Source organism: Bdellovibrio bacteriovorus (assembly GCF_002208115.1).
Classification (GTDB): domain Bacteria; phylum Bdellovibrionota; class Bdellovibrionia; order Bdellovibrionales; family Bdellovibrionaceae; genus Bdellovibrio; species Bdellovibrio bacteriovorus_C.
The window spans coordinates 941,876-968,091 of record NZ_CP020946.1 but is presented as its reverse complement, the minus strand read 5'-3'; the positions used below and the strand labels follow the sequence as shown (position 1 = coordinate 968,091).

The 26,216-nt window shown below is 51.0% G+C and carries 26 protein-coding genes; 10 read left to right on the top strand and 16 right to left on the bottom strand.

Translation table 11 applies throughout. From position 1 onward, the window contains the following. Positions 1 to 91: 91 nt before the first annotated feature. Entirely contained in the window at positions 92 to 592 is a 501-nt protein-coding gene (locus B9G79_RS04750; RefSeq protein WP_038450143.1) for a fascin domain-containing protein, read from the top strand. A 12-nt stretch (positions 593 to 604) separates the two neighbouring features. Continuing rightward, a complete protein-coding gene (locus B9G79_RS04745; protein WP_088564515.1) occupies positions 605 to 1,903 on the top strand; it encodes a hypothetical protein in 1,299 nt (432 codons plus the stop codon). 3 nt (positions 1,904 to 1,906) lie between these two features. On the opposite strand, the gene B9G79_RS04740 is transcribed toward B9G79_RS04745, so the two are convergent. Beyond that, entirely contained in the window at positions 1,907 to 2,719 is an 813-nt protein-coding gene (locus tag B9G79_RS04740; RefSeq protein ID WP_088564514.1) for a hypothetical protein, read from the bottom strand. Positions 2,720 to 2,841: 122 nt separating this feature from the next. Between B9G79_RS04740 and B9G79_RS04735 the strand changes: the two genes are divergently transcribed. Beyond that, positions 2,842 to 3,222, top strand: coding sequence for a hypothetical protein (locus B9G79_RS04735; RefSeq protein WP_011165285.1), 381 nt, complete (start codon positions 2,842 to 2,844; stop codon positions 3,220 to 3,222). Between the two features lie 46 nt (positions 3,223 to 3,268). On the opposite strand, the gene B9G79_RS04730 is transcribed toward B9G79_RS04735, so the two are convergent. Continuing rightward, positions 3,269 to 4,159 carry a LysR family transcriptional regulator gene (locus tag B9G79_RS04730; protein ID WP_088564513.1) on the bottom strand — a complete coding sequence of 297 codons (891 nt, stop codon included), beginning with the start codon at positions 4,157 to 4,159 and terminating at the stop codon, positions 3,269 to 3,271. 103 nt (positions 4,160 to 4,262) lie between these two features. Between B9G79_RS04730 and B9G79_RS04725 the strand changes: the two genes are divergently transcribed. Next, positions 4,263 to 5,114, top strand: a complete 852-nt coding sequence (locus B9G79_RS04725) for an SDR family oxidoreductase (RefSeq protein ID WP_088564512.1) — start codon at positions 4,263 to 4,265, stop codon at positions 5,112 to 5,114. A gap of 73 nt (positions 5,115 to 5,187) precedes the next feature. Here B9G79_RS04725 and B9G79_RS04720 read toward each other — a convergent pair whose 3' ends face one another. From B9G79_RS04720 to B9G79_RS04690, 7 genes are all read right to left on the bottom strand, one after another. Further along, the gene (locus B9G79_RS04720) at positions 5,188 to 6,480 is read right to left on the bottom strand and encodes a beta-sandwich domain-containing protein (RefSeq protein WP_232469171.1); all 1,293 of its coding nucleotides are present in this window, start codon (positions 6,478 to 6,480) and stop codon (positions 5,188 to 5,190) included. 81 nt (positions 6,481 to 6,561) lie between these two features. After that, positions 6,562 to 8,091: a L,D-transpeptidase family protein gene (locus B9G79_RS04715; protein WP_088564510.1), complete on the bottom strand. Its 1,530-nt coding sequence runs from the start codon at positions 8,089 to 8,091 to the stop codon at positions 6,562 to 6,564. A 162-nt stretch (positions 8,092 to 8,253) separates the two neighbouring features. Beyond that, on the bottom strand, positions 8,254 to 8,448 hold the full coding sequence (locus tag B9G79_RS04710) for a hypothetical protein (RefSeq protein WP_088564509.1): 195 nt from the start codon (positions 8,446 to 8,448) through the stop codon (positions 8,254 to 8,256). A gap of 147 nt (positions 8,449 to 8,595) precedes the next feature. After that, positions 8,596 to 9,546 carry a hypothetical protein gene (locus B9G79_RS04705; protein ID WP_088564508.1) on the bottom strand — a complete coding sequence of 317 codons (951 nt, stop codon included), beginning with the start codon at positions 9,544 to 9,546 and terminating at the stop codon, positions 8,596 to 8,598. Between the two features lie 37 nt (positions 9,547 to 9,583). After that, entirely contained in the window at positions 9,584 to 10,204 is a 621-nt protein-coding gene (locus B9G79_RS04700) for an HdeD family acid-resistance protein (protein WP_088564507.1), read from the bottom strand. A 311-nt stretch (positions 10,205 to 10,515) separates the two neighbouring features. Continuing rightward, positions 10,516 to 12,348, bottom strand: coding sequence for a MutS family DNA mismatch repair protein (locus B9G79_RS04695; protein ID WP_088564506.1), 1,833 nt, complete (start codon positions 12,346 to 12,348; stop codon positions 10,516 to 10,518). Between the two features lie 85 nt (positions 12,349 to 12,433). Next, the gene (locus B9G79_RS04690) at positions 12,434 to 13,288 is read right to left on the bottom strand and encodes a DUF4382 domain-containing protein (protein ID WP_088564505.1); all 855 of its coding nucleotides are present in this window, start codon (positions 13,286 to 13,288) and stop codon (positions 12,434 to 12,436) included. Between the two features lie 380 nt (positions 13,289 to 13,668). Between B9G79_RS04690 and B9G79_RS04685 the strand changes: the two genes are divergently transcribed. Beyond that, entirely contained in the window at positions 13,669 to 15,039 is a 1,371-nt protein-coding gene (locus B9G79_RS04685; RefSeq protein ID WP_232469169.1) for an MFS transporter, read from the top strand. Between the two features lie 112 nt (positions 15,040 to 15,151). Next, positions 15,152 to 15,334 (top strand): hypothetical protein, encoded by a 183-nt coding sequence (locus B9G79_RS04680; RefSeq protein WP_088564503.1) that lies wholly within the window; start codon positions 15,152 to 15,154, stop codon positions 15,332 to 15,334. 17 nt (positions 15,335 to 15,351) lie between these two features. Here the strand turns inward: B9G79_RS04680 and B9G79_RS04675 are convergent, their stop codons facing one another. Then, on the bottom strand, positions 15,352 to 16,209 hold the full coding sequence (locus B9G79_RS04675; protein ID WP_198298043.1) for a helix-turn-helix domain-containing protein: 858 nt from the start codon (positions 16,207 to 16,209) through the stop codon (positions 15,352 to 15,354). Between the two features lie 104 nt (positions 16,210 to 16,313). Here B9G79_RS04675 and B9G79_RS04670 point away from each other — a divergent pair, with 104 nt between their 5' ends. Then, positions 16,314 to 16,760 (top strand): hypothetical protein, encoded by a 447-nt coding sequence (locus tag B9G79_RS04670; RefSeq protein WP_232469168.1) that lies wholly within the window; start codon positions 16,314 to 16,316, stop codon positions 16,758 to 16,760. Between the two features lie 71 nt (positions 16,761 to 16,831). Here B9G79_RS04670 and B9G79_RS04665 read toward each other — a convergent pair whose 3' ends face one another. After that, on the bottom strand, positions 16,832 to 17,377 hold the full coding sequence (locus tag B9G79_RS04665; protein WP_088564501.1) for a hypothetical protein: 546 nt from the start codon (positions 17,375 to 17,377) through the stop codon (positions 16,832 to 16,834). A 210-nt stretch (positions 17,378 to 17,587) separates the two neighbouring features. On the opposite strand from B9G79_RS04665, the gene B9G79_RS04660 reads away from it, so the two are divergent. After that, a complete protein-coding gene (locus tag B9G79_RS04660; protein WP_088564500.1) occupies positions 17,588 to 18,718 on the top strand; it encodes an AGE family epimerase/isomerase in 1,131 nt (376 codons plus the stop codon). 17 nt (positions 18,719 to 18,735) lie between these two features. Here the strand turns inward: B9G79_RS04660 and B9G79_RS04655 are convergent, their stop codons facing one another. Further along, positions 18,736 to 19,017 (bottom strand): hypothetical protein, encoded by a 282-nt coding sequence (locus tag B9G79_RS04655; protein WP_088564499.1) that lies wholly within the window; start codon positions 19,015 to 19,017, stop codon positions 18,736 to 18,738. A gap of 44 nt (positions 19,018 to 19,061) precedes the next feature. On the opposite strand from B9G79_RS04655, the gene B9G79_RS04650 reads away from it, so the two are divergent. Next, positions 19,062 to 19,727 carry a type 1 glutamine amidotransferase gene (locus B9G79_RS04650; RefSeq protein ID WP_088564498.1) on the top strand — a complete coding sequence of 222 codons (666 nt, stop codon included), beginning with the start codon at positions 19,062 to 19,064 and terminating at the stop codon, positions 19,725 to 19,727. On the opposite strand, the gene B9G79_RS04645 is transcribed toward B9G79_RS04650, so the two are convergent. Both B9G79_RS04645 and B9G79_RS04640 read right to left on the bottom strand, forming a co-directional pair. Then, on the bottom strand, positions 19,724 to 21,055 hold the full coding sequence (locus B9G79_RS04645) for a hypothetical protein (protein ID WP_232469166.1): 1,332 nt from the start codon (positions 21,053 to 21,055) through the stop codon (positions 19,724 to 19,726). The two genes, B9G79_RS04650 and B9G79_RS04645, sit on opposite strands and share 4 nt — an antisense overlap. A 151-nt stretch (positions 21,056 to 21,206) precedes the next feature. Beyond that, entirely contained in the window at positions 21,207 to 22,103 is an 897-nt protein-coding gene (locus B9G79_RS04640; RefSeq protein WP_232469164.1) for a S1 family peptidase, read from the bottom strand. A 126-nt stretch (positions 22,104 to 22,229) separates the two neighbouring features. On the opposite strand from B9G79_RS04640, the gene B9G79_RS04635 reads away from it, so the two are divergent. Further along, the gene (locus B9G79_RS04635) at positions 22,230 to 23,744 is read left to right on the top strand and encodes an acyl-CoA dehydrogenase family protein (protein WP_088564496.1); all 1,515 of its coding nucleotides are present in this window, start codon (positions 22,230 to 22,232) and stop codon (positions 23,742 to 23,744) included. A 20-nt stretch (positions 23,745 to 23,764) separates the two neighbouring features. On the opposite strand, the gene B9G79_RS04630 is transcribed toward B9G79_RS04635, so the two are convergent. Both B9G79_RS04630 and B9G79_RS04625 read right to left on the bottom strand, forming a co-directional pair. After that, positions 23,765 to 24,616, bottom strand: coding sequence for a hypothetical protein (locus B9G79_RS04630; protein ID WP_157678714.1), 852 nt, complete (start codon positions 24,614 to 24,616; stop codon positions 23,765 to 23,767). Positions 24,617 to 24,620: 4 nt separating this feature from the next. Next, entirely contained in the window at positions 24,621 to 26,192 is a 1,572-nt protein-coding gene (locus tag B9G79_RS04625; RefSeq protein WP_157678712.1) for a hypothetical protein, read from the bottom strand. Positions 26,193 to 26,216 lie beyond the last annotated feature (24 nt).

The window sequence follows — 26,216 nt, the reverse complement described above, 5'->3', positions numbered from 1 at the left end:
TCTCGACATTTTCCCAAGGTAAATATTGAAACCCCGTTCGGCCTGCTATGAGCTAGAACCTGGCGGTCATGGATGACCCAAGGAGAAGCCAATGAAAACAAAACTTATTCTTTCCGTGTTTTTGTTTGTGGGTATGGCGGCGACTTCAGCACAGGCCTGCAACGCCCCGATTTCATGTGTGATCAAAACTTATCTCGGTAACTATGTTACTGCCGTCGGTGGTGGTGGGCGCATTACCGACGTCATTCACACCGATGCGACCAAGGTGGGCTCGTGGGAGCGTTTTACCCTGGTGGATTCGTGCGATGGCAGCTCTGTCATCAACTATGGAATCAAGACGTCCAAAGGCTATTACCTGACAGCGGTTGGAGGTGGCGGTCGCATCACTGATGTAATCCATTCCGACGCCACACAATTGCAGGCTTGGGAAAAGTTCAAGCTGATCTCTTTGGGGTATGGAGCCTATGCGATTCAAACCATCTCGGGTCACTATGTGACAGCCGTGGGTGGTGGCGGACGAATCACCGACACAATCCACACCGATGCGACCCAAATTAGAAACTGGGAAAAATTCCGATTTATCTGCCAATAACGGAGCACCAGCATGAAGTTGATTTTGATATTGATCACAATCGCCCTTCTCGGCTCACCGGGACAGGCGGCTGTCTGGACTGACACCAACCAATGGTCGGCAGAATGGGAAAACCAATACTCGGCCTGGGTGAAAAGTGAGTGGAACAGATACTTCTTTTCACGCAGGCTTTTGCCCAACGGACAGGCCAATCCCTACTATGGCCTGCGCGTGGATTGTGCCGACGCTGTTTATTCCATGCGCTTGATCTTTGCGTATGAACACCGGCTGCCTTTTGTCATTAAGGATCCGACTTATTCCAGTTCGCGGATCTCAAACAAAATGAGCCGCTGGGACCGGCTGCGCGAAATCGAACGCGTGCGCAGCTTCCTGCTTTATGTGCATGAAACCACCAGCACACGGTCTTTGCCCGGGGACACCTATCCAGTTGCCATCAGTCGCAAGACGATCCGCTCTGGCGGGATTCTTGCGACCACCGCGGTCAACCACCACTCATGGACTATCAAAGAGATTCTGCCCATCGGAGTTCCCTATCTGGTTTACAACTCAGTGGTGGGGTCCCACTCCGGATTCACAATGCAGGAAAGAAAGTCCTGGCCCAATGCCAACTGGGTCTTTGAAGGAAACTACAGTTCAGCCAGCGGAGCGGGATTCCGTGCCTGGCGTCCGATTGCAAGCCTGAACCGACCGGTATGGGAAGTTCCGGGTTACAGCACCGAACAGTTCCAGATTTCATTGCAAAAATGGACGAAGACTCTGCAGTCCCGTCTGGCCACCCAGCAAGAGGGTGACACCGAAATGGTCAGCCGCCTGGTTGACAACGTCTGCGTGGGCTTTAAAGACCGGGTTTCCTATGTCAACGAAGCCCTGTCTTACAAACGCCAATACCCTTCTTGCATGTCGTATGAAGCCTTTGACATTTACTCCTCCCCCAGTCGGGATGAACGCATTTTTGATGATCTGATGCTGCTTAGACGCTCGTACAAGGAAATCCTGCAGCGCAATTCCGGCAGAGATCTGACATCTGAACAAAAGGAACAACTGGCTAAGATCTTTCCTTATATAAATCAAAGCCCTGCCAGCGAAGCCCGCCAGATGCCCGCTCAGAACATCACTGAAAATTCCGTCTGTGTGGTGAACTATCTTGCCAGTCGCAGCATGGATATGGCCGAATTCAAACGCCGGCTGTTTTTAGGCTGGCTTTCGAACAACCCCAATGAGCGCGGTGAATACCGCTGGGGCGTGCTGCGAGGTCCGTCGGATCACGCACGCTACTGTCCTTCCTGGGGTGGCTGGTCCCCGAGCCTGTGACTGCTAACCTTTGACGGGGCCTTTGTGCAAATTGACGTTGAATGAAATCACCTCGGTATTATAGGTGACATCGACTTCGTCCGCGGAGCGAATCGTCTGAAACAGCAGCTCAAGATGCGCCAGCAGGATATCACTTTGGCGCGGGGAGATTCGTTTGAAGAACGAACCGCGCTTGACTTTCTCCAGCTTAAAAAACGCCGCCCGTTCCTGGTCATAGACATCCAGCAGGGAGTAAATCTTTTTAATGGATTCCGTGCTGGCTTTGGGGAAAACAAACTCCGGGAAGGTCGCACTGAAGGCGCCGCCCTCTTCCATCAGCAGCTTTACGTCCTGCAAGTCCTGCAAAGCAGTCCCAAGATCCACAAAGCCATAGGCTTCGATCTGTGCTCTGGTCAACGGCGCCCGCGCCAAAGTCAGAAGCAAAAACAAAAAATAGTGATCGCGGGTCCTGCCCACTTTGGACACCTGCCGTTCGGTCAATTCCTGCTGGAAACCTTTTATGGAATTTTTCCCCGTGGCCCTGGACGCCGGCCTCAATGCCGCATTCGGGGAAATAATACGGTCCATCTGCTTGGGAAAAAGCTCACGGCAATAGGCCGCAACCAATTCATCGCCATCCGCCTGGGGCAGCAATACCGCCAGTTGATTGATCACCTTGTCCGAAGGAGCAATCTGCCCGCCTTCGATCTTCATGTAATAGGAATAGTTGAAAACCAGGTCGGCCCGGCCCTCCAGGGCCATATAGAAAGAACGGGCACTAAGATAGCCCATCTTTTTCCGGATTGATTTAAGGGTTCCACCGACTGTTTCAGCCATGCTTCTCTTATCGGTAGAATGTCTAAAAATTTGAGAGATGCGCTGGCGTCTCATATTGAGATAGAACCTCAGCAATCAAAACGAACAGATCCCCGCGGGGATCCAATATATGGGGAATCACTATGAAAAAGATGATGATTGCAATGGGGTTGCTGCTTTCTGCTCAAAATGTCTGGGCATTGACTGACACCAAAGGGGTTCCATGTGAAGCCCGCGTGGCCCAGATCACCAAGGCCTACTTCAATGTCGTGGACACCTCCAACCGCTTCGACTTTGTTGTGAGCAAAAAAGACAAGATCGAAGTGACATCCTATGATGTCATGACACCGGGGTCCTACAACCAAGAATATATTGCCGATCTGGTGATCAAGTTTGACCGCTCCAACTATCGTTCGCCGGAAAAAGATCAAAAAATCCGTCTAAAGCTGACCGGAGAATTCGACTGCGACTATCTCAAAGTCCGCAGTATCAAATCCCTGGGTGGCGTTGAGCGCGTCGACTGACCGAACATAAAACAAGCCGGTTCCTGCGGGGGCCGGCTTTAATCCCTTACCAATTTTGCTTTTTTATTTCTGCCGACAGATAGTCAATGAACAGTCTCACTTGCGGAGCAATGAACTTTCGGTTGGTGAAAACGATATGCAGGCCGAATTCCGGCAAACTCCAATCAGACAGAACTTCGACCAGAGTCTTAGACTTAAGATGATCCTGCACCAGATACCTGGGCATCATTGTAATACCCAGATCCTGCGTGGCGGCCTCCAGCAACAAAAGTGTTTCGTTGGAACTGAAGGCGCTGGTGAACGAGAGCTCTTCTTGGCGGTCACCTTTTCTTAAGGAAAGTTTTGAATTTTTAAAGTGATCGTGGGCCATCAGACGGTGCTTGCGCAGGTCTTCCACTTTGCGGGGGGTGCCTTTGGCTTTCAAATACTTGGGTGTGGCCACCAGACAGCTGTGACAGACTCCCAATTGCTTTGAGACAATTCCCGGATCCAGGCTGTTGGTGATGCGGATGGCGAAGTCCACTTTAGATTCAATCAGATTGACCTGACGGTCGGTGACGACAAAATCAATCGAGATTTGAGGATAACGCTCCATGAACGGGGCAATCAGCTCGCGGTACTGTGACATAGCGAACGAAACACTGGATGCGACACGAATCACACCTTTGGGTTCATCCAACGCGGATTTTGAGTTCACTTCGATATCAAAAGCGATGTCCTGAATCTGTCGGCATTTTTCCAAGTACATTTCACCACTGGAAGTTAATGAGACATTCCTTGTGGTTCTTTGCAACAAACTGGTGCCGACCCAGTCCTCCAAAATCCCCACATAACGCGTGACCATGGGCCGGGACATACTTAGGTTGTCAGCCGCCTTGGTAAAGCTGCCTGTCTTGGCGACCTCTAAAAATACCTGTATTGCCGTTAATCTATCCATTGTTTCAATATATGAAACATTGTATTCCCAGCAAAGCTATTTATCTGAACAAATCAAGAAACTATACTGAGAACGTACCTAAACACTTCAAAAGGGGTTTTCTATGATTCTCGTAACAGGTGCTACTGGCCAATTGGGCCAACTGGTGATCCATTCTTTGCTTAAAAAAGTTCCCGCCTCTGAAATTGTGGCCGCCGTTCGCAATGTGCAGAAAGCGCAAAACCTGAAGGACCTGGGCATTCAGGTTCGTGAAGCCGACTACAACAATCCCGAAGCCTGGACTGCAACATTAAAGGGTATTCAAAAGGTTCTGCTGATATCTGGCAGCGAAGTGGGTTCCCGCATCCAGCAGCACAAGGCCGTGATTGACGCCGCGAAAAAAGCCGGCACCGTCGAGCTTCTGGTCTACACCAGCTTGCTACGTGCTGACACCTCCCCACTGGTGCTGGGCCAGGAGCACAAGGAAACTGAAAAAATGATTCAGGCCAGTGGTCTGCGCTATTCCCTGCTGCGAAACGGCTGGTACACAGAAAACTATGTCGGCTCGGCGAAGTCCGCGGTCGAGCATGGAGCCGTTCTGGGCGCCGCTCAGGATGGTCGCATTGCTTCGGCTTCGCGTGAAGATTACGCCGAAGCCGCGGCCCAAGTGCTGACTTTGCAAAATCCAAAAGCTGTCTATGAGCTGGCAGGTGACACCAGCTATTCCCTGAAGGAACTGGCTGCGGAGATTTCCAAACAGTCCGGCAAGGAAGTAAAATACAACAACCTTTCCGAGGCCGACTATAAAGCTGTCTTGATTCAAGTGGGTTTGCCCGAGGGATTCGCCGGGATTCTGGCTCAGTCCGACTCTGCGGCAGCGCAAGGTGGCCTGTACGATGAAAGTCATGAGCTCAGTCAGCTGATTGGCAGAAAGACCACACCGCTGGCGGTCACACTGGCCGCCGCGTTGAAATAAAAAGAGGACGTTATTAAATGAGCAACCGGGACTTGAGGTCCCGGTTGCTCATCATCTTTGCTTCCAACACCTGTTAATAGAACATTGGATAGCCAAAGGTTTCTTCAGACAGAATGTTCAAGTAGCGCATCGCCACCGCCTGCGGAAACTCGTTGTTCGAGTTGTATTTGGCCTGATACTCGACGATCAGCTGATACTTCTGCTCGATATCCATCATTTTGACTTCCACTTTCAAGGCCTGCTCGGCAATCATGAACGCGTAAGCGCTCATGTTCTTGTTGGTGTCTTTCAGGAAATCACCGTCTTTGCTGCCCACGTACATTTTGTAGTACTTGGTGCCTTCAGCGTCAGCTTCACGGAAGGTCATGTTGGCTGCCGCCAGTTCCTTGCGGTACTGATCCGGAGCATAGTCACGCACTTTGGCCATCATTGTCGCAAACAGCGCACGGCCTCTGGCATCCGCTGGCATGGACTGATGCTTTTTGTTGAAATCCATTGCCATCTTGATTAATTCAGCACTTGGGAATTTTCTGCACGGCAGTTCATTCTGAATGGACACGATCAGCATGTCATAAGTGCCCGTCAGCAGACTCTTGTAGGCTGGCTCCGAAACACCTCCGCCACGAACCGCATTGTACTGATCAACAAAGAAGTTCATCAGCGTCAGAATATACGGAGTGGAAGTGAATGTACCGCCCGTATTCATAGTGGCGATAAAGTCCTTCACCTGATCGCGAAGCTGATTACCCGCAAACTTTTCCTGCACCGAGCCCGGAGCCGCCGCTTCCGCACGTCCCACCCATAACTGCACTGGATCCAGTTTGTCTTTCAGGAGCGCATCCAGATTGCGCTTGCAGGAAAACGCCGGAATGCGGGACCCCAGAGCCAGTCGTGGCGCTTCTTTGGTGGAAAAGGCCTTGATTTCCAAAGCCGCTTCTCCACCCATGGCTTCCGCCAGGATTTCAATTGCCACAATGCCGGTCTTGGTCTGGAAGATTTCAGAACTGATCGGAGCCATCGGTTCATCCACATTCACACCCATCAACTGACGAACCGGCACCTTTTCATTTTTATCCGTCACCAGCGACACAGAATAAATTTTCATGCGACCCAGTCGGGATTTTGCCTCGATTCTTACCAGCGGCAAGGTCTTGATAAGATCCAGACGATACAAATCCCCGCCCCTGTCCCGCGTCACCTGATCGATACGGCCCACGCCCTCATACTGAGTTTCTCCAGGAGGAGGCGTCGGCTCAGACGGCGGTGCCGGTGGTTTTGGAAGATCCGGCTTGTTGCCCACCTCGGGCGCCGCAAAACTGATTTGCGCACCTGCTAAAACGAACAAGAGTACTCTACTCACTAACATTTTCGAACCCCTTTCACGATTGTGATTTTCGTTGTTAAGTTTTCCTGCTTCTTTTTTGCCCCAAGGGGCATGTAATCACCTTTAAAAACGTCCATCCAGGTAACGCAGAACTGCCGGGTTCTGACCATAGATATCATCCACAAATCTCACGATCTCGTCTGAATTCATCATGGAAGTCAGATAAGCCGTGTACACCGGCAGGCGCTTGTAGGAAGGCACCGGAATCTCGGTGGGCTTTGCCACCACTTCGCCGGGACGAGCCATCATCGAAGCAATGGTCTGACGGTCCCACGGAGTGTCCTCCAGCAGGTACTCGGCCAGATCCAGCGGCTTTTCCAGGCGCACACACCCCGAACTGAGCTGGCGCATCGGCGTATCAAACAGCTCGCGCTGATTCGTATCGTGCAGATAAATCGCAAAACTGTTCGTCAAATCAAACTTCAAAACCCCCAGCGCATTTCCCAGATGCGGAAGCTGGCGAATGATAATGTCAGGATCCACCGTTCCGGCGGCAATGCCCTTCCAGTCAATCGTCGTCGGATCCACTTTACGTCGGAAGCCCCCGACCCATGCCTCGTAGTGGTGCGAATCAAAGTATTCCCGAATCTGATCACTGGTCAGATCCTTCAGATCGTTGACCTTGTCTTCATAAAAGATCGTCGGCGGCACCACCCAGAAAGGATTGATGATGACGTTGACGATTTCATCCCGCATGGTTGGTGACTTTCGGGCGGGACGTCCGTTGATGGTGCGGAAGCTCATCACCCGCGGCCAGTCAGTGGCCTGATCCATCATGATGAAGTACGACATCGCCAGGTTCACAAAAATGTATTTCTTTTCGAAATACTGCGGGAACCAGCGCATCTTTTCCATATCCACCTGAATCTGACGAACCCGGTCCATGCAAGACACGCTCAGGAAAGACCACACCTTTCCTTTCGGGGAAATCTCTCCATCCGGGCGAATCCGCATGTTCCACTGAATGTCGGTCACCGCTTTCAGCAGATCGCCGTCAAAACGATCATCCATGTTCTTCATCGGATAGCCCAGCAATGCCAGCCGGCTTTTGATCTCGCGAATCACCGGATGAACCGAATACAGACGCAAAGGGGTCGTCAGCGGCACAATGTCCTGCCACGTTCCATCCATACAATGCGGATAAATCTTCTGCATCGCCGCCTGCACTCCTATATAAGGGGCATTTTGCGGGGCCACCAAATTCACAAAGCTCTGGGCATCATTACCCGCAGCCAGAGCGATCATCTGAAACTGCTTGGGCGTCAAAAAATCCCGTCGCACCAGCTTGACATCGCGACCGGCATTCACCGGATCCACACTGCCAATTTGCAGGTCCTTCAACATGCGCAAAAATGCCTGGTTGGCCTGAGGACGCAGGGTCTTTTCCAGATTTCCCCCGTTGCGATACAAGGTTTCCAGGCGATCATTCCAGTAGACTTTCGGGTTCAAACCATGCTTCCAGATTCCCAGTGCAGCCTGACGCATTTCCGAAAGACTTAGCTGGCTTAATGCCGAGCTATAATCAACGGCTGCATTCGCTGTCACAGAGACAAGAAAAAAAGTCAGAACCAGTGACGAGACTGCCACTCGCATGATGTATCCCTCCTTGGACGATCAAGATGATAGGACATTGGTGCCGTTTGATTCTGAACGTTTTATTTTTGGTTGCTAAAGAGAATGTGAGACAGTTGCCCAAAATCAGTCGGGCAACGGATAGATGCGTGGCGCTCGGCAGGAACGTAATCTACCGCAATGTTATTGTTCGGAGTTCTTCGATGGACGCAGATCTTCCACCGAGGTTTTAGTTTCACGACGGACAGGTTTGCGGCGTGGTTCTTTTTCCTCGTAGAAATCCCCTAACAGACGGCGCATGGGCATTTCATCCATGGCTTTGAGGAAATCATAAAATTCCACCACACGCTTCATCAGTTGATTGAACTTTCGGACCATTCTTGCCCCTCACGAAAAAGAATTGTCCTCTTAGTCTAACTGTCGCCGGGCAATTTCTGTGAATTACATCTGACAAGTCACAGGAACTGGACTGCGCGCAGGTCCAGCCGGGTTCCTGTTTAAAACTTTTCTCTGATATAAAGCGGATTAAAGACCGTAATAGTCAAAGACCCGGTGAACAAAGAAGAACTCACTGTCCTGCAAATCCAAGGGATCCTCGGGCAGATACAGGTCCTCTTCTTCAGAGTCCACATGCATCTTTGCCAGTTTGGCGGCGGCCGTCTGCCAATAACGATCCTGCCACAAAGGGTTGGTGACCCGGGTGAAAAGCTCACTCAGTTCAAGCCCCCGATGAACGGCCTCTTTGTTCATTTTCTTTTGCCCTGGCAGAACATAGTCCACCGCCTTCAGAATGTCTTCGGGATTGATCATTTCAAGCAGATAGTAAGTCGACACAAACATCGCCAGCAGATACTGACGATATTCAGCTTTGGACTTTTGCATCCAGGTGTGTTCACCACCCGAACGATAAATAACTTTTATACGCTCGTAGACAGGCGACAGCTTTTTACCCAGTTGATCCCCCAGGGCCAGATCCAGGGTCACCACAAGGCTTTCGGCAAAATTCAAATAACGACTGATGTCCCGCTGTTCCGTCGGTGCCGGTGGCAACAGACGCCAGATCACGCGGTGATTCTGTTCGTGAAAAAGAGAAATCTCATTGAAACGCATCAGGGAGTGTATTTCATTCAGCGGGTCCGCCACTTCATGATGAAAATCCCGGAACCAACCCAATTCAGCGGCTGTCGGCGTGAATTCGATATTGTCTTTGAAAAGATCCTGGGCACTTAAAGAGCGCATCGTTGAGCACACACGCGCCGTGAAGGTTCCGCCCAAAGAAAGGTACAACTCACGGCTTTTACGATAAACAGAGCTGGAGTTCAGCAGGGCGCCATCAAAGGGATAGTCTTCCAGCAGCAGCTTGGAGTGCTTTTTAGATAAAGGCTGCTGGGCAAGGACTTGCAAATCCTTGACGAAATCATGGACCTGTTTTTGGGCCTCGGTCATGGGCTTCTTCGTACTTGTGCGTTTTGCCATGAGGCTACATTAATGCAGCCCCCGGTGCCTTTTCAACCTAATGTAGCGGCGGAGTGCGAGAATCATCATCGCGGTCCCGGTCATAGCGTCGACGCTCGACTGTGTTCATTTTAGAACTGTTAAGTCCGGCTTCACGCAGATCCTCGCGAACCTCTTTGATCGAAATGCCCAGCCCCATGGTGGCGATGCCTGCGGCCACCAGATCCACACCGACCAGCGTACCAATTGTCCAGAATGCCGATACCGGGAACGTCGCCAGAATCAGTCCCCCCAGCAAAAGCGAAATCAATCCACTGCCCGCGAGCCAGCCCCACCCCAGGGATCGTTCGGTCACCGCACCGATAAATTTGGTCAGACCGCTGGCTATCAGCAAGAAGCTCACCGCCAAAGTCAGACCCAACGTGTTTTCAATCGGATTTCTGGCGATCAATGCCGCACACACCAAAGCCAGACACCCCAAACCCAAATGAGGCCACAGTTGCCCATCCTTGCGCCCTTGAATCCCGTACACAATTTGCGCAATCCCCACACAGAATAAAACCACGCCCAGAACCATCACAGAAGCCAGAGTCGCCGCCGATGCAAACGCCAGCGCCGTGGCCCCCAGAATCAGATAGACACTTCCCAAAAAGATAAGCTGAGTAGATATTCTTCTCATCACAAACCTCCCGCTTTTTTTATCAATATAACAATGGCTATGAACGCGGTATTGCAGATTGTTGACACTTTTTGGGGAAGCAAGAGCCTTCCTCAACCACCCCCAAAAATGGAAACGGGCCCCGACCCTTCGGCCAAGTCCCGTCTCGGACGATCACTTCTGGATAGAAAACTTAAGCAATACAAATTAAGAAAGATCCAAATTTGCGCTTCTACTCCAAAAGCATCGTTTCATTTATAGTATATCCTAAAAGCGGAAACATAGTGCCTGTGCTGCCAACAAGCACTGCTTTTTATCTGAGAAAATTCAGATCAGACCTCATCCACCTTTATACCCTCAGCGGCCATGATTCTTAAGGCGTTGGTCGTGGGACATGGGCCCTGGTTCAGATGATAATGGAAGACCATTTTACCAGAGCTGTCGATGTCCTCGCGGAAGTGCAGATTCATCACCGAAGGACTGCTTTGCTCCAGCACCGTCAATTCCAGATCATGGGTGGAGATAAAGCCCAACGACGTCTTTTCGTTGGCGAGAGTCTGAATCACTGCTCGCGACCCGATCTGGCGTTCCCGGTTGTTGGTACCACGGAAGATCTCGTCAATTAAATACAACACGGGGGTATCCGTGGCCGCGGTCTGCAGAATATCCCGCAGACGACGAACTTCCGCATAAAAATAGGAATATCCATCACGCAGGGAATCGCTGACTTCGATACAGGTTTCCACTTTCATCGGCACAGTCTGATAACTGTCAGCAAAGACGGGAGCCCCCATATTGGCCAGAATCTGATTGATCCCCATAGTGCGCAGAAACGTCGATTTACCCGACATATTGGATCCCGTCAGCAACCCCAGAGACTTGCTGTGCGGGAATCCAAAATCATTCGCCACGGCTTTGTTGCGATCCAACAGAGGATGGAACACCTGCACACACTGCAGATTCATGGCACCACTTAGCACCGGATAAGTCTGCGTCTGATATTTATCGAAGATCAGCAAAGAGCCCAAAACCTCAAATTCAGAAAGCTCCGTCACACACTGCGGGAAGTCCTTCACCATTTTCTGGCGCAGACGCTCCAGGAAAAACACCGAAGTCACAGTCCACGGCAACATCGCATTCAGGATGAAATGCAAAATCGGATTCGTCTGGGTGCCCACGAAGCCCAAGACCGTATCCAGCTTCTGGGATGTTTTTGACGGGCGCACTTTGAAAATCTGCGGGCACAGTTGGGCCAGGGCCGGACTGCTTTCGCATTTCTTTTCAATCGCCAGGAACAACGGCGCCAAGGCAGAAAGGTGATGGGACAACCCAGTTCCCTGCATAAAGGCGCGTCCCACAGACCCCAGACTGACCAAACTTAGCAACGGAAAGGCGGCGAACAGCATTGCCGGCAATGCTGTTTTTGTGGTCACAGAGAACACCAGCAATAACGCCGTCAAAACCCACAGCAACAGATTGGCCACAAACAGCTTCATAAACTGCGGGCCGACGAAAGAACTTTTCAGAAACTCTTGAATCTGCAAAGTGGAAAGGTTCAGTTCGTTGGAATTAGCCTGAATCCCCAGACGGGTGAAAAACCACGTTTGCGGTCGCAGGGCCTGAATCTGCTGCTGTCTTTTGTGCAGTAAATCCGGGCTCAGTGGTGCAACACTCATCCAGTGCAAAAGACGGCGCAAACCGCCTTCAGAGAAAGTTTCATCCAGCACCGTCCACAGGGAATGAGATCCAACCAATCCCAGATCACGAATCATCGGATATTCCGCAGAGGCCTCATGTGCCTGCTTCCAGCTTCGGCCTGACATCTGCCCTAGGCAGCGTTTTTTCTGGCGCACGACGAACTGCTGCAGTCTTTGCAGATGCTGCAAATGGCGAGCGATGTTGCGCGTGCGAATCACAAGGTAAATGAACACCAAAAGAACAACCGCAGGAACTGCAAAGCCAACCCGAGCCTCTGCGTTCATGGATAAGGGAACCAGGCTGGCAAAGAACAGCAGCCCAGAAATCAGACGACCACTTTGATGACTCTGCAGTTTCGCCTGCCATCTGGTCAGAAGCAGATTTAAACGCTGCTCTTTGCGATGAAGAGCTTGGGCGTTATTCAAAGACTTAGTCAGGGTGCCGGGAACGGATGCTGTGTCTGTCATGCCCTAATGATGCCGACCCCATTTCATGCAGGCAACCCCAAAAGAAAAAACCCACCTTCCGAAGAAGGTGGGTTCACAGGTATTTTTACAAAAGCTGGGCCAGCTCATCCTCGGTCACAACAGGATAGTCCTCCCCGTCGACAATCGGCGTATAATCCCAACCATCGTCCGAAGGATCATTCTGTTCCGGCTCGGTCACCAGTTCTTCACCTTCAGAAGACTCACCACCGGATTCTTCATTGCTGCCGGTTTCTTCGCCGGTGCCCGGTTGTTCTGGCTGTTCAACAACAGGCTCTGACGGCTCTTCACCACCGTTATCAACCGGAGGCTCTGGCTGAACGATCGGAGTTTTGAAAGCGGACTTCAGCTTCAGGACAGGTTTTAGCAGGCATCCACCATTTCCCTGCACCACCACAGACTTAAGCGCATCAAAGTCCACGACAATATTATAATGATGACCGGCCTCAAACTGCACCTTGTTGGTCAGAATGATCTTCACACCCGTTTTTTGCGCACTCGGTGTTTTCAATTCGCAAATCGAATCGTCACCTTTCACGGCATAGTGTCCGGATGGTTTCAGAACCAGGCGAATCTGCTGAATGCGAATCCCGGCTGGCGCTTCCACATCCTGCAAAGGCAGGGTCACCCCGTTTTGCAGAGTCAGCAAATCCACAGGCCCCAGCCCCTGGGCCAAGATAAGCCTTCCGGCTTTGCCTGCCCCGGCGACCACAACTTCCATGTGGTCAATATCAACCACCACGGATTTCAGGTCCTTGTTGGGCGCATCGGTCAGATTAAAACTGACGACGGCCTTTTCTGCATTGCTTTGTCCCAGGGCCGAACTCGACGAGTCTGACGGGGACTCTGACACCTTCTGACTGCAAGCGGCGATCACCACCATCGCGCCAAGACTTACTGTCTTCAAGAACACATTTTTCATACTACCCTCCTGGCAGAATCTTTCCCTCAATGTACACCCGGGCGCCGAAAAACCCAAAAATGCCCGAAGTGGTTCATTCATTCTGAGAGCACTGTCAATGACCTGAACAGTTTTCGTAAGATTTAAGCCTTCCGTAGGAGTGAAGAATATGCCCCCAATCCCCCGGTGGATTTCGTAGATCCGTTCACATTCCAAGCTATCGTTTGCCAAGAGGGATTTTTAGTCCTACTGTGGCCGCAAAACGTATCGGAGACGCCATGGCCCTATTACTCGTGAGCATCTGTCTAGCCGCCGTCATCTTTCTGTATTTCAATAACAACCCTCTGAATCACTCGAAAAAATTTATCTTCAGGCGTTTCGTCAACTGGTTTCCTCTGGGCATGAGCTACGCCTTTCTGTACATGGCCCGGTACAATCTGAATGTCTCCAAGAACGCCATGGGCGATATGATGACCAAGGAACAGTTCGGGATCATCTTTGCCGCCGGAACCATCGTGTATGGACTGTCATTCCTGATCAACGGCCCGCTGGTGGACCGCATCGGCGGAAAAAAAGGCATCATCATCGCCACTCTGGGTTCGGCATTGATGAATCTGTTAATGGGCGGCGCTACGTATCTCTATTTAATGGGCCGTCTGAAAACCAACATGGTCGTGGCCTTCTCGGTTTTGTATGCGCTGAACATGTTCTTCCAAAGTTATGGTGCCGTTTCCATCATCAAAGTGAAGGCTTATTGGTTCCACGTGCGCGAGCGCGGAGTCTTTGGCGCCATCTTTGGAACGCTGATTTCATTCGGTGTCTATTTTGCCTTCGACTGGGGCCAGGCGATTGTTGACGCCTCGAAACTAAATCCCGAGGGTCCGCGGACTGCGTTCCAGAATTTCATCCAGCACATCTTTGCCATTGATACCGGAGCCACCGATGCAACCTGGCTGGTCTTCACGATCCCGGCCTTCATCCTGATTGTGTGGGCCCTGATCGACATGGTGCTATTGAAGGACTCCCCGAAAGAGGCCAACTTCGATGAGTTCGACACCGCTGATGCCTCTTCCGGTGATGACGACGATGTCAAAATCACCATGGGCTTGATTTTCAAAAAGGTCTTCGCCAACCCGGTGATGATCACCATCGCCCTGGTGGATTTCACTTCCGGCGTTTTGCGCAACGGGATCATGCAGTGGTATCTGATCTTTGCCAACGAAACCAAACAGACCAATCCGGCATTTTATGCAGGATCTGAATTCTTCATCAAAAACTGGGGTTTGCTGCTGTGTCTGACCGGAGTTCTGGGAGGCTTTATTGCGGGCCTTGTTTCTGACAGACTGTTCCAGTCCCGTCGCGGACCTCCGGCAGCGATCAACAACTTCATCATGATCTTCCTTTTGATTGCGATGTGTTTCTTCCTGACAAAGAATCCCACCCTGTTCGGCTTGGCTGCGGTGCTGATGACCCTGGCGGTGATTGGCGTGCATTCCCTGATGTCGGGAACTGCCGCTGCTGACTTTGGCGGCAAAAAAATGACGGCGACCGCTTCGGGCATTGTCGATGGCTGCGTCTATCTGGGTTCCGGCCTGCAGTCTCTTTCCATTGGTTATCTGTCGGCGAAAAACTGGCACTACTGGCCCCTGTTCCTGATCCCGTTTGCGGGCCTGGGATTGATCCTGGCTTTGCGCATGTGGAAAGAGCTGCCGGAAGCCACTAAGAAATACATCTTGGAAGTTGAAAAAGCGGAAGCCCAGAAACAGCATTGACTCTCTGGTCCAAAGCCTCTTTTTGTTACCTTTGTGCTAGTGATTGTGAAGCCCGTCTCTGGTAAAAAGCTCTGAATTGTTCTATATTGAAGGAAGCAAAAGGAGCTTTATCATGGAATTATGGTTTGTACTTGGATTTTTGGCGGTTGCCGGAATCTCCGTGATCATCTACTTCTGTCTTATGGTGTTTCTCCCTGAATGGGTTGGTATCACTGGCAAGATCGCCCTGCGTGCCGAACAAAGCCACCGCGAAGGTGAATCAGAAGACACTGGCAACACTCCTATCAAAGGCTAGGTCGCAGCTCTTGCGACCTAGTTGTTTCTGTCCCTGAAGGCTCCCGGACTGAATCCCGTTTTAGCCTTAAAGAATCGACTGAAATAGTTCGGATCCTGAAACCCCAAACTCAGGCCCACTTCCGCAATCGGCATGGTGGTATATCCCAGATAGCGCTGAGCTTCGAGCAGACATCTGTCGTGAATCATCTCGCGAGCGGACTTTCCCAACAAACGATGCACCCGCATGGTCAGTGCTTTTGGAGAAAGCCCCAAAGCCTTGGCGTAAAATTCAACGTTGTGCTGCCGGCTGAAGTTCAGTTCAATCAATCGCTCGAAGTCTCCGAGGAAGGCGCCTTCACTTTTTTTGACCGCTGTTCTGCCTGAAAGACGGAACAGGGACAGAATCAGAATATTCAAATGACTCTTTAAAGCACTGCCATAACCGCGGTCCCGGGATGCAAACTCGCCACACATCTTTTCGCAATGGAAATAGAATTCTTTCTGCTGTGGTGCTGACAGCAGTTTCAGGTGTTCTGGCAATTCATGCAGACTCTGAAACAACTCGCGGTCCATGGCATCCAGACTTAAGGATTCCACATAAAACTCGATCACATAACCCCTGGCGCCCTGCAAATCCCAGCGGTGCACCTGACCTGGCTTCACGACAAAAACCGCCCCGGCCCTGATGGGATATGTTTCAAAGTCGATCTCATGCTGACCGCGGCCTCCGGCCACAACGACCAATTGAAAGAAATCATGACGATGAGGAAAGGGCACCGACGGCTTCACACGCCCTTCCAAACGCTCGGCGCGAATATCTCCGCGTTCAGCTTTGACCACTCCCAATGACTTCATGGGATGAAGTGTCTTCATCGGGCGAGCTGTCTTTGCCATGTCAAATTACTCCTCATTGTAAAACTTCACAGAGCCGGGTTTTATTTTGTCCGTCTTATCATAACCCCGGTATAAAAACTCATCAACCAATGGAGGGTATGACAATGAAAAAGTATTTTTTATCTGCAGCAATGATCTTAAGCGCCGCCAGCCCCGCCTGGGCCGCAGAACTGACACCAGGAAATCTGGTGGGACGCTACAAAGTGGAGGCCCGCGCCGGGTTCCAGAAAGTTTATGCGAATTTCCGCGTCGTCAACACAACCGAATTCGAAGTGCAAAGAACTTATCCCAATGGAAATGTGGATGAGGTCTGCAACGGCACTTTCAACCTTCTTTCCAGCGTCAGTTGGGATGAGGAATTCCTGATTCTAGCGGCAAAAAAGAATTTCAAAGGTTCTTTCACCTGCCCAAGTGACCGCTCCAAGGAAATCAGCTTTAACATCGACTTCGGCACCACCACAACAGAAGATCTGGTGCGCGGCACGAGTGTCAGCCTGACCAGCTCCATCGCCCCGGGCATGCGTTTGAATGCCTACGTGAAAAAACAGTAGTTTCGCCGGTTCAACAAACAAAAAAGGCGCCCTCTTTCGAGAGGCGCCTTTTTTGTTAAGCCCGTCTGAATTTAGATTGGCTCCACTTCCGGTTCAGAGATCGCTTCGATATAAAGCTTATCCACACCGACTTGCACGCCCAGGCCTTTCAGCAACTGCAAAGAGATGTTCATTGCCAACTGAGGCAAGCCCACCTTCACGGCTGTGAATGCGCCTACACCGCCGATGATAGCCGCTTCACCTTGCGCCACCAGGTATTTCCCCAGGATCACATCAGGATTGGAATTGAACAGACTGATTTCGGATGAAGCGCCCTTAAGTTTGAAATAGCCGATTCCCGCAGTTGCGCCAATCCAATGATGTCCGATCGTCACCATCACATCTTGTCTGTAGTGGGTTCCCTTGATGCTCTTACAGTGAAGTGTCCCGTAAGCCACAGTTTTAAAGTGCCCGACAATAACTTTGATACCTTTGGATGTCCCTTTAAAGGTCATGCCGCAACCCCACAGGCGATTCCCCATGATGCTGGCATCATTTTCCATGGTCACCGCATCCGTGTTGGCCTGCGCAAATGCTCCCGTCAGACCGATCGCCAAAAACAGAATCAACTTTTTCATACTTTTTTCCTCCTTGTTTCGTACAATGAATTGTCCGTGTTCTCTATTCGGAGGTAATTCGTGGAACTAGGCAAGTCGTCGGACGAAACACATATCATTCGATGAAATCCCCTGCCTTTTCCCACACTTCAACTGGTAACAGGGAGCTGGACTCCTGTTACCAGACAGGATATTGTGAACGCTCACATCTAGTTACATTCCGGAGTGCTTATGGTTGAAAACTGCAAGAACTGGCTTTCAAAAGACGTCCTTCCCCTATGGTTGAACAAAGGGGTTGATTGGGAACGCGGCGGCTTTGTTGAATCCTTCTCTTTGGAGGGCGAACCTCAGGACGTTCCTCGGCGATCAATGGTTCAGGCACGCCAAATCTACAGTCTGCGCCTGGGCATGGAACTGGGGCTTTGCGATCAGGAAAAATCCCGCAAAGCCATCGACATCGGGGCCGCCGCACTGATCCGCAATTACTCTTTGCCATCCGGAGGCTTCATTCATTCCGCCACCAAAGAAGGCGAAGCCAAAAACACCACACCGGATCTGTATGCTCAAGCCTTTGCGCTGTTCGGCCTGGCACATGCTTATGCCGTGAATCCTCTTCCGCAGTACAAAGAGCGCTCCCGCCAGTTGGTTCAGTATCTTTACAATGAACGCCACCTGTCCCAGGGCGGTTTCACCGAACTGACCGACAAAGGCGTACAATACGAAGCCAATCCGCATATGCACATGTTTGAATCTGCGGTTGCCTGGATGGCCGTCGACAGTGATCCACTTTGGAAGAAACTGGCTGACGAAATTCTGAACCTGTGTCTGACCAAGTTTATTGATCCCAAATCCGGAACACTGGCTGAACACTTCAACGCCGACTGGTCCCCAATTCTGGAAAATGGCAAATTCGTTTTTGAACCAGGCCATCAATACGAGTGGGCGTGGTTGATGGGTCTTTATCAAGGCCTCACCGGCAAAGACCTGACAGCTGTTCGCGAAAATCTGATCGTGCTCAGTGAAAAACACGGCCTCTGGGCCGAGCGCAAGTCCGTGATTGATGAAGTGTGGAGCGATCTATCGCCCAAAACGAAGACGTCCCGTTTCTGGCCTCAATGCGAGCGCATCAAAGCGGTTCTGCAAATGGGACTTGAAAAGAAAGACCAGCGTGCCCAGTACGCCCAATCTGCGGATGAGGCCATGGCGACCCTGTTTAAGTTTTTTGAGACTCCGCAGAAAGGCCTGTGGTTTGATACCTGGCAGGAAAGCGGCGAATTCAGAATTCAACCGGCAAAAGCAAGTTCGCTTTATCACATCATCGGCGCCATCAATGAATACGTGCGCCTGCGCCCGCAGTTGTAAAAAAGAAGCCGCTCTGTTTAAGGGCGGTCTATTCTGATCAGAATATCTTCAACAATAGTGTCCACTGCCGATCCGCGGGTCATGCCCATGCGGTTTAGCACCACAATGCTAAGTTTGTTTTCAGGGCAAAAGCGCATACAGGACACGGTGCTTAGATTCCACTCCACATCCGGTCGGCGCGCCGTCAGCGCCGCCTGAACCTCCGCCAGAAAAAGCTTGCGCGATTCGACCGGACTCTCCGCCCGCGCCTCCGTGGATCTGGCAATGCACCCTGAACATATTTCAATATTCTGCTTCAAGAAAATCGTCCCCTTTTGCAGAGTTTCTGACTATAGTGCCTCCCATGCAAGATCTTCTTATTATCCAGCACGAAAATGACACTCCTCCGGGCACGGTTCTGCTTTGGGCGGAACAACAGGGGCTCAAACCCCACGTCTGGAATATTGCCACTGAACCTGCACCATTCAAACCGGAAGACATCAAAGCTTTGGTGATTTGCGGTGGCACGATGGACACCTTTGAAGAAGATCTGCATCCGTGGCTGATCGATGAAAAAGTCTTTATCAAAAAATGTGTGAAGCTGGGTCTGCCTGTCTTCGGCCTTTGCCTGGGAAGCCAGTTGCTGGCGGAAGTTCTGGGCGGACGCGTGTATGCGGCCGGAAAGTGGGAAGTCGGCTTCGTTCCGGTGACCATGAAAGATCAGACCACTCCCTACACACTCAACGTCTTTCACTGGCATCAATGCACTTTCGATCTGCCTCCGGGTGGCGAGCTGATGGCAACAAATGACTTCTTCCCGAACCAGGCCTTCCGCTGGGGCACCAACGTGGTGGCCACTCAGTTTCATCCCGAGTCCACTCTGGAATGGATCCACGAATGTGCTGACTCCGTCACACCGGAACACACGGGCCTGGTACAAACAAAAAAGGAGATGCTCGAAAGCATCTCCTTGCAACAGCCCATGCAGGACTGGTTCTTTAAAACATTGACTCAATGGTACCAGGTCTAGTGATTAAACACGCGGCCGCACAGTCGTGCCGCGCCCACTTCACGCTGCTGATCCTTGGAAACCATTTTCAGGAATCCATTATCCGCTGACAACAAGCTGTAATCGCGCGTGAAGTAACCCATTTTGTGCTTCACTTTGGTTTCCGGGTCTTCATAGATACTGCGATCGATCACAGTGCGTGCAGGAATGTCCACACCTGTTTGACGTTTTACCTCAGCTTCAAATTCAGCAAAGAAGTCACGGCCCCACTTATCATAGCTGTCCGCCGAACTCTTGTCGTTGCGATAGTCGATCCAGCTTGGCGGCTGGTTACCATGCAGAATCCCGACAGTCATACCCATGTCGCCTCTCATGATATTGCCCTTTTCCCAGATATCGATGATATCGGTGCGCTTGATCGCCTTGAAGAATTTTTCGTAGAGATAAGAATCACCGAAGTCGCGCAGAACGATTTTACCCGTCGGCTTGTTGCGCTCATCCAGCTCCACCAGGAAGTTCTGAGAGTGCGGGGAATCATAACGAATCCCGGTCGCCACAAAGAATTCCGCCAGTGCGCGGGCCAGAGGCTTGTTATAGTTTTCATTCCAGTAAGTTGCCGGGTCTGAAGAACCATTGGCTTTGGCCAGTTCACGCCCCAGCTTTTCGTGCATGATCGAGAAGCCCGGCACATAGCGCTTGCCCGTGCCCGGAAGCTCTTCGTAAGAACGCACGATCATACCCATATCAAAACGCTTGATACCAAAAGCAATCGGTTCATCCAAAACGATCGAGTGCTGCAAAGGCGGCTGAGACTTCAGACGCTCAATCACGTAATCAGAAATTTTACGGATCTGGGAAGCATCATCCCAGGTCTGTTTCTTGTCGGCCCAGTAACCGCCGGTGCGGTTGGTGGAGGTTTTCAAAGAAAACTCAGCACCTGTTACCGGGTCCACCAGGATATAACTGCGCGAGGCGGTCATATAACCTTCAAAGTAGGCTTTTTTCACTGGTTCAATGCCATTGCGAAGCAGGAACACGCGCACGGCTTTTTCCCAGCGGGTGTCTTCCGGATTCAAAACCCAGCGCACATACTTTTCGCCATCACGTTCAAAGGTCAGAGCTTTGACGTAGCCGGCATTGGCGTCGATCTTCAGGTCGGATTCCAAAATTTTCAGGGGGATTTCGTAATGATGAATGACTTTCTTTTCATTACTTCGTGTCGCCACGGCATTGGCTTTGGTTTCATACAAAACCAGATCCCGCATTTCATCAGTGATGGCCAGCGCCAGCTGGGACCACAACATCGATGCAACAACAGCAGAACCCACAAAAGTCTTAAACACTTTCATTTCGAAATCCTCCAAGAATGGTTCAGCTCTTAAGGATTTCAAAGGGTGTTCCAGCCCAGAACAAAAAGAAACGGGGAAAGAACATGAGCTCTTTCCCCGCAGAAGTTTTTTGCTTTACAGATGTCAGGAAACTGACAGTCTCAGAATGAGACTATCGCATTTTTGGCATCGTGGACTTGATCCAGTCAGCATAGTAAACGGCATTGGTGTAAACACCCACACTGTCACACAGAGCGCTGCCACGGCTGGTAACGCCGAACAAGAACAGCTCACCTTTGATGTCCACATAAGCCGGACCACCAGAATCCCCAGCGCAAGTGCCGGAACCTTTGGATTCATCCAGACGCACTTCTGTTTCCTGAACAGAAGAAATCGGAGCTTTGGTTTGGCGCAAAACGCCGTCACCGGACATGTCCACTTTCAGGCAGTTCTTCAGGTCTTCATCGCAGATGATTTCGCCATATTCCAGGGCCTCATCCAGATTTTTGACTTTTCTTGCATCCACAGGCTCTGTATCCACCTGAGAAACGCCATAACCCGCCAAAGTCACCGTCAAACCACGACGCAGGATCGTATCATCCTTCAGCATTTGAACCGGCTTGTAGCCCGGAGGCAAAGCACCGTGGAACTTGATCAAAGCGATGTCACCCCAGTCAGTCTCTTTTTCTTCCTGATCCACTTCGTTGTAGCTGGAATGGATTTTATAGTCAGACACCGAGCGAGTGTACATCTGAACGATGTCCTGTTCGCGGGCGCCCATCAGCTCATCCACATCCAAACCGAAGATCAAACGCAGTTTGCTTGGCTTCAGACCGATCACACAGTGAGCAGCCGTCAAAATATAGTTTTCAGCGATAATGGAACCTGTGCAGATGGAATTGGACTGCAAGTCCATGATCCCAACAATTCCGGATGCGATTTTCGCGTTTTCCGCCACCAAAGTGCCGCCCATAATACCCGCGGAATCCTTGGTATTCACCTGAGGACGATTAGAAAGTCCACAGGAAGCCAAAACAATGGCCACCAATGCCAATAGAATACGATTCAAATGTGCCTCCCCCAAAAGAGCGGCTCTTATATGTAGGACCTTACCAAACGGCAACACTTTTTTAAAAAAAGGCGGGGTGACCGACATGTTCTTGAGTTCTCCCTATGAAAGAATAAAATTCAGGGTATGAAAAACTTTTACCAAGACGGTCCCCAGCTTTCGAACACGTTCCGCTCCGACGAAACACTTCAAAAGATCCTGAAGTCCCTCTTACCTGCTGACGCCCAGAAAGTGGCTCTTCCTCACCTTGAACACTTGGGTGAACGAGCGGTCACCGACATGCTGACTTGGGCCCAAGAGGCAGAATCCCAACCACCCGTCCACGTGCCTTTTGACCCATGGGGTCGAAGAATCGACGACATCCGCACCTCTCACGGCTGGAAGGCTCTGGAAAAGGTCGCCGCCGAAGAAGGCATCGTGGCTACGGCCTACGACCGCCGGTTTGGAGCTGCTTCCCGCGTCTATCAAATGGCGTTGCTGTATCTGTATTCCCCAAGCTCGGCGATCTTCTCATGCCCCTTGGCTATGACCGATGGAGCAGCCCGCGCACTGGAGCTTTACGCGGACCCTGATCTTAAATCCCGTGTCCTGCCTCACCTGCTGTCCCGGGATCCAAAAACATTCTGGACGGCTGGTCAATGGATGACGGAAAGAACCGGCGGTTCTGATGTCAGTGGAACTTCCACGGATGCACACCCGTTTACCGGCACCAGCGAATTTGGCGCGACCCATTCCCTGCATGGAACCAAATGGTTTACTTCCGCGACGACATCCCAGATGGCCCTGACCCTGGCACGTCCGGATGGTGCTGCACCTGGGTCCCGCGGTTTAAGCCTGTTCTTCCTGGAGCTTCGCAATGACAAAGGCGAGCTGAATCACATTCAAATTCACCGCCTGAAAGACAAGTTGGGCACCAAGGCCCTGCCAACCGCAGAGCTGAGCCTGCAGGGAACACCGGCCCGCATGATTGGCGGTGTGGGTGAAGGCGTGAAACGCATAGCGAGTGTTTTGAATATCACGCGCATTTACAATTCCATCTGCGCTGTCGGTCACATGCGACGTGCGTTGGATCTGGCTAAAGACTATTCCAGCAAACGCCAGGCGTTCGGAAAGTTTTTGAAAGACCATCCCCTGCACAAGTCCACTTTGGATTCCCTGGAGGCGGACTTCCGCAAATGCATCGCCTTTAGCTTCTTTGTGGCCAATCTTTTGGGGAAAGAGGAAGTGGGCGAAGCTTCTGCTTCTGAAAAAATCCTGCTGCGGGTTCTGACGCCGATTCTGAAACTTTATACCGCGAAAAAATCCATCCATATCTCCAGCGAGGTCGTCGAGATGTTCGGCGGTGCGGGTTATGTGGAAGACACCGGCATTCCCCGTCTGCTGCGCGATGCGCAGGTGTTTTCTATCTGGGAAGGCACCACGAACGTTCTGTCTTTGGATATGCTGCGTGCGTTTGAAAGGGATCAGGCCGGACAAATTCTGGAGCAGTTCCTGGAGCGTTCCACCGCGGATCAGGAAGGACTCAGTCGCCTGAAAAAACTCATGGCGCTGAACCTTGAGGAAAAAGAAACACATGCGCGAGACATTGCATTCCTGATTGCGGAGTTGACAGCAGGCTTTGCAGTAAAAAGTTATTTATAGTGTTCAAAGAAAAACAAGGCTCACATAGAGCCTTGTTTTTTAATAGCCAGACTTCCATTGAATGACGTCGTGGCCAAAGCATCCCTTTTAAGATCCTTGCCCGAACGTTCTTTGAAGCGAACTTCCACCACACAAAATCGTGGGACTTCGTGCGCTGCCTGATTCAAAAGCATTTTAATCTTCTGATAACCGATTTCCTTCGGACTTCTTTCATCCACCCGTTTATAGATCGTCTCTGTACGGACGAAGTCGGAATAAAGGTCCCCATAATTAGGACTGGAATTTGGCTGTCGAGGACTTCCGTTCTGCCCACGATATCTCAGATCGCACGCATACTTTATTTCCACCGAATCCAAGGCCACCGCATAAGCGCTTCCCTGCAGAGTGAAGTCCAGCCCATAAGACCCCAAAGACTGATCATTCCCTGAAGTCGCGAAAGGCCCTTTGTAGCAATAGGTAAAACCATACTCCGCACCCAGAATCTCGCTTCCCAACTGCACTTCCAGACTGTTCAGCTTGCCATTGAACAAGTTGCCGTCATCCACGAATTGCTTCCACTGGGAAGTGCTGTGAATGGCCTGGGCCGCTCCGTCTGATCGAGTGGCCACGATCTGGTTGCCAATCATCTCTTTGGAATAACACTGACAGGGGCCATCCGTCGGTCCGACTCGGGTCGGATCACAGGATTCTCCGGTACCGAGGTTCAGACAAATCTGCTCTGCCGATGAAGCAAGACTGCGGATTTTTGCATTGCAGGCATAAAGTTCTTCACCCGTCACCGGATTCACTGAAGAGCCCATAATACTGCCGGTGCTGGCCCCGGCAGTCAGTGAAAAAAGAAGAAGCAACAAAGGGACCATAAAGTTCTTCATATTTCTATCTTTCACACGTCAAGGTGGCAAAGCCGCTGGTCTTATTGTCGTAATTTCCACCCAGAACACTTCTTTTGGAAATAGACAGGTTCAGCAGCTTCTGCGCACCGGTATCGAGATCCTTTTCCCCAACAACAAACTCCACGACGTATTTCTGGTGAAATTTCTTGTTGCCGACCTTCAGGCAACTGGATTCATCGTCGCAAACACGGTCATAATACGGAGGCCATATTTGGCTCTTGATAATGCCATCCAAACCGCGAACGATTTCCCCCAGGGCCACGCCCTGATTGTGACGGACCAAAGAACCCACGCCGCCAAATGAAGGCAAAACACCGAGATTGCTCAAAGACGAGATATTAGGGAAAATATCGATCCCCACCTCGGCATCCTCCGTGGCGTACATATTCAGAAGCATTTGTCTGAAGCCACTCAGGAAAATAGAATAGTCATCCGTTGGATTCTGCATCGTCACGACAATTTTGTAGCGGCCCCCTTTTACCAAGGGCCCTTCGGACAATCTGAATTTCATCCCAGGCACCACCCCCTGCCAGTTTGGCGGCACCAGGCCCCCGTCCCACCATTCATCAATCAAAGTCTGCTTGTTCTTTCCGACCTGATAAAGCTCCACTTGACCGAAGAAGGGCTGGGTATAGTTCGAGGCGCTGGCGCACTCATTCCCCACGCACTTTTCCGGGGCGAAGTTGGACACCAGGAATTTGAGCTGCAGCTCTGAGGTGTCGGACTGCTGCTTGATTTCGATATCAGAAATGTCCGATTCGACACTGTAGTCTGTGACAAATCGCGGGGTCATGGGACCGTAGTCCTCTGTCAATTTCAAAGTTTTCGAATCTGGCGCAATATTCAAATGAAGCAGTCGGCTGCCGATATGAGTCAGGTCCTGACTGTTTCCGGTATCATCACCAGCAATCAAAGTATTTAGTTTTGCATACATGTCCTGGGGTTCGATTCCCAGTTCCTGAAGATAGGATGGCTCAAGGCACTTGCCCTTGAAAACCGGTTGAATTGCAAATTTATTTCTGCCGCGAACCTTTAAGAAGCACATATCGCCAATCAAGGTGACCGCTCCGTCCTCTTCACGACGAACCTGGCAGAACTCCTGATTTTCTTTGGCAATGATAGGTTCACCACCGACGTCAACTACACGGACGTCAAAGCATGATCTGATAAACTTGTACTGACGCAGTAGACTGGCCGTGGCCCTGCCCTGCTTAAAATCTCCCAAGACGTGGGAGTTATTGATACTGCAATTTCTTGCCGCATGATCACCAAAGATACTGGTATTAATGCCCGTGTTGGTTGTATCCCAAAACGCCGAGCCCAAGGAGATCATTAAAAAGCGACCCGCATCCTTTTCGCACTTGTCCACCAGGGTGGACGGAATCAACTGTCGGCCGGTGTAATCTCCCCAGCTTTGGTTCGCCGGGGAGATTTGAATCTCGATCTTTTCATCCGTATCGGCCACGCATCCACCGGATGCGTGAACGGATTCTGCCATAGTCAAAGATACAATCAGAAGGAGCAGACGTCCCAAGATCCGTAACTCATTTTTCATAGAACCACCAATTTTAGTCATATC

Coding starts and splice junctions, on each gene's coding strand:
- B9G79_RS04695 (WP_088564506.1), bottom strand. CDS start 12,348: ATGACAGACACAGCATCCGTTCCCGGCACCCTGACTAAGTCTTTGAAT.
- B9G79_RS04670 (WP_232469168.1), top strand. CDS start 16,314: ATGAAAAAGTATTTTTTATCTGCAGCAATGATCTTAAGCGCCGCCAGC.
- B9G79_RS04680 (WP_088564503.1), top strand. CDS start 15,152: ATGGAATTATGGTTTGTACTTGGATTTTTGGCGGTTGCCGGAATCTCC.
- B9G79_RS04705 (WP_088564508.1), bottom strand. CDS start 9,546: ATGGCAAAACGCACAAGTACGAAGAAGCCCATGACCGAGGCCCAAAAA.
- B9G79_RS04690 (WP_088564505.1), bottom strand. CDS start 13,288: ATGAAAAATGTGTTCTTGAAGACAGTAAGTCTTGGCGCGATGGTGGTG.
- B9G79_RS04675 (WP_198298043.1), bottom strand. CDS start 16,209: ATGGCAAAGACAGCTCGCCCGATGAAGACACTTCATCCCATGAAGTCA.
- B9G79_RS04660 (WP_088564500.1), top strand. CDS start 17,588: ATGGTTGAAAACTGCAAGAACTGGCTTTCAAAAGACGTCCTTCCCCTA.
- B9G79_RS04625 (WP_157678712.1), bottom strand. CDS start 26,192: ATGAAAAATGAGTTACGGATCTTGGGACGTCTGCTCCTTCTGATTGTA.
- B9G79_RS04645 (WP_232469166.1), bottom strand. CDS start 21,055: ATGAAAGTGTTTAAGACTTTTGTGGGTTCTGCTGTTGTTGCATCGATG.
- B9G79_RS04665 (WP_088564501.1), bottom strand. CDS start 17,377: ATGAAAAAGTTGATTCTGTTTTTGGCGATCGGTCTGACGGGAGCATTT.
- B9G79_RS04740 (WP_088564514.1), bottom strand. CDS start 2,719: ATGGCTGAAACAGTCGGTGGAACCCTTAAATCAATCCGGAAAAAGATG.
- B9G79_RS04725 (WP_088564512.1), top strand. CDS start 4,263: ATGATTCTCGTAACAGGTGCTACTGGCCAATTGGGCCAACTGGTGATC.
- B9G79_RS04730 (WP_088564513.1), bottom strand. CDS start 4,159: ATGGATAGATTAACGGCAATACAGGTATTTTTAGAGGTCGCCAAGACA.
- B9G79_RS04750 (WP_038450143.1), top strand. CDS start 92: ATGAAAACAAAACTTATTCTTTCCGTGTTTTTGTTTGTGGGTATGGCG.
- B9G79_RS04710 (WP_088564509.1), bottom strand. CDS start 8,448: ATGGTCCGAAAGTTCAATCAACTGATGAAGCGTGTGGTGGAATTTTAT.
- B9G79_RS04735 (WP_011165285.1), top strand. CDS start 2,842: ATGAAAAAGATGATGATTGCAATGGGGTTGCTGCTTTCTGCTCAAAAT.
- B9G79_RS04630 (WP_157678714.1), bottom strand. CDS start 24,616: ATGAAGAACTTTATGGTCCCTTTGTTGCTTCTTCTTTTTTCACTGACT.
- B9G79_RS04685 (WP_232469169.1), top strand. CDS start 13,669: ATGAGCTACGCCTTTCTGTACATGGCCCGGTACAATCTGAATGTCTCC.
- B9G79_RS04745 (WP_088564515.1), top strand. CDS start 605: ATGAAGTTGATTTTGATATTGATCACAATCGCCCTTCTCGGCTCACCG.
- B9G79_RS04650 (WP_088564498.1), top strand. CDS start 19,062: ATGCAAGATCTTCTTATTATCCAGCACGAAAATGACACTCCTCCGGGC.
- B9G79_RS04700 (WP_088564507.1), bottom strand. CDS start 10,204: ATGAGAAGAATATCTACTCAGCTTATCTTTTTGGGAAGTGTCTATCTG.
- B9G79_RS04715 (WP_088564510.1), bottom strand. CDS start 8,091: ATGCGAGTGGCAGTCTCGTCACTGGTTCTGACTTTTTTTCTTGTCTCT.
- B9G79_RS04720 (WP_232469171.1), bottom strand. CDS start 6,480: ATGTTAGTGAGTAGAGTACTCTTGTTCGTTTTAGCAGGTGCGCAAATC.
- B9G79_RS04635 (WP_088564496.1), top strand. CDS start 22,230: ATGAAAAACTTTTACCAAGACGGTCCCCAGCTTTCGAACACGTTCCGC.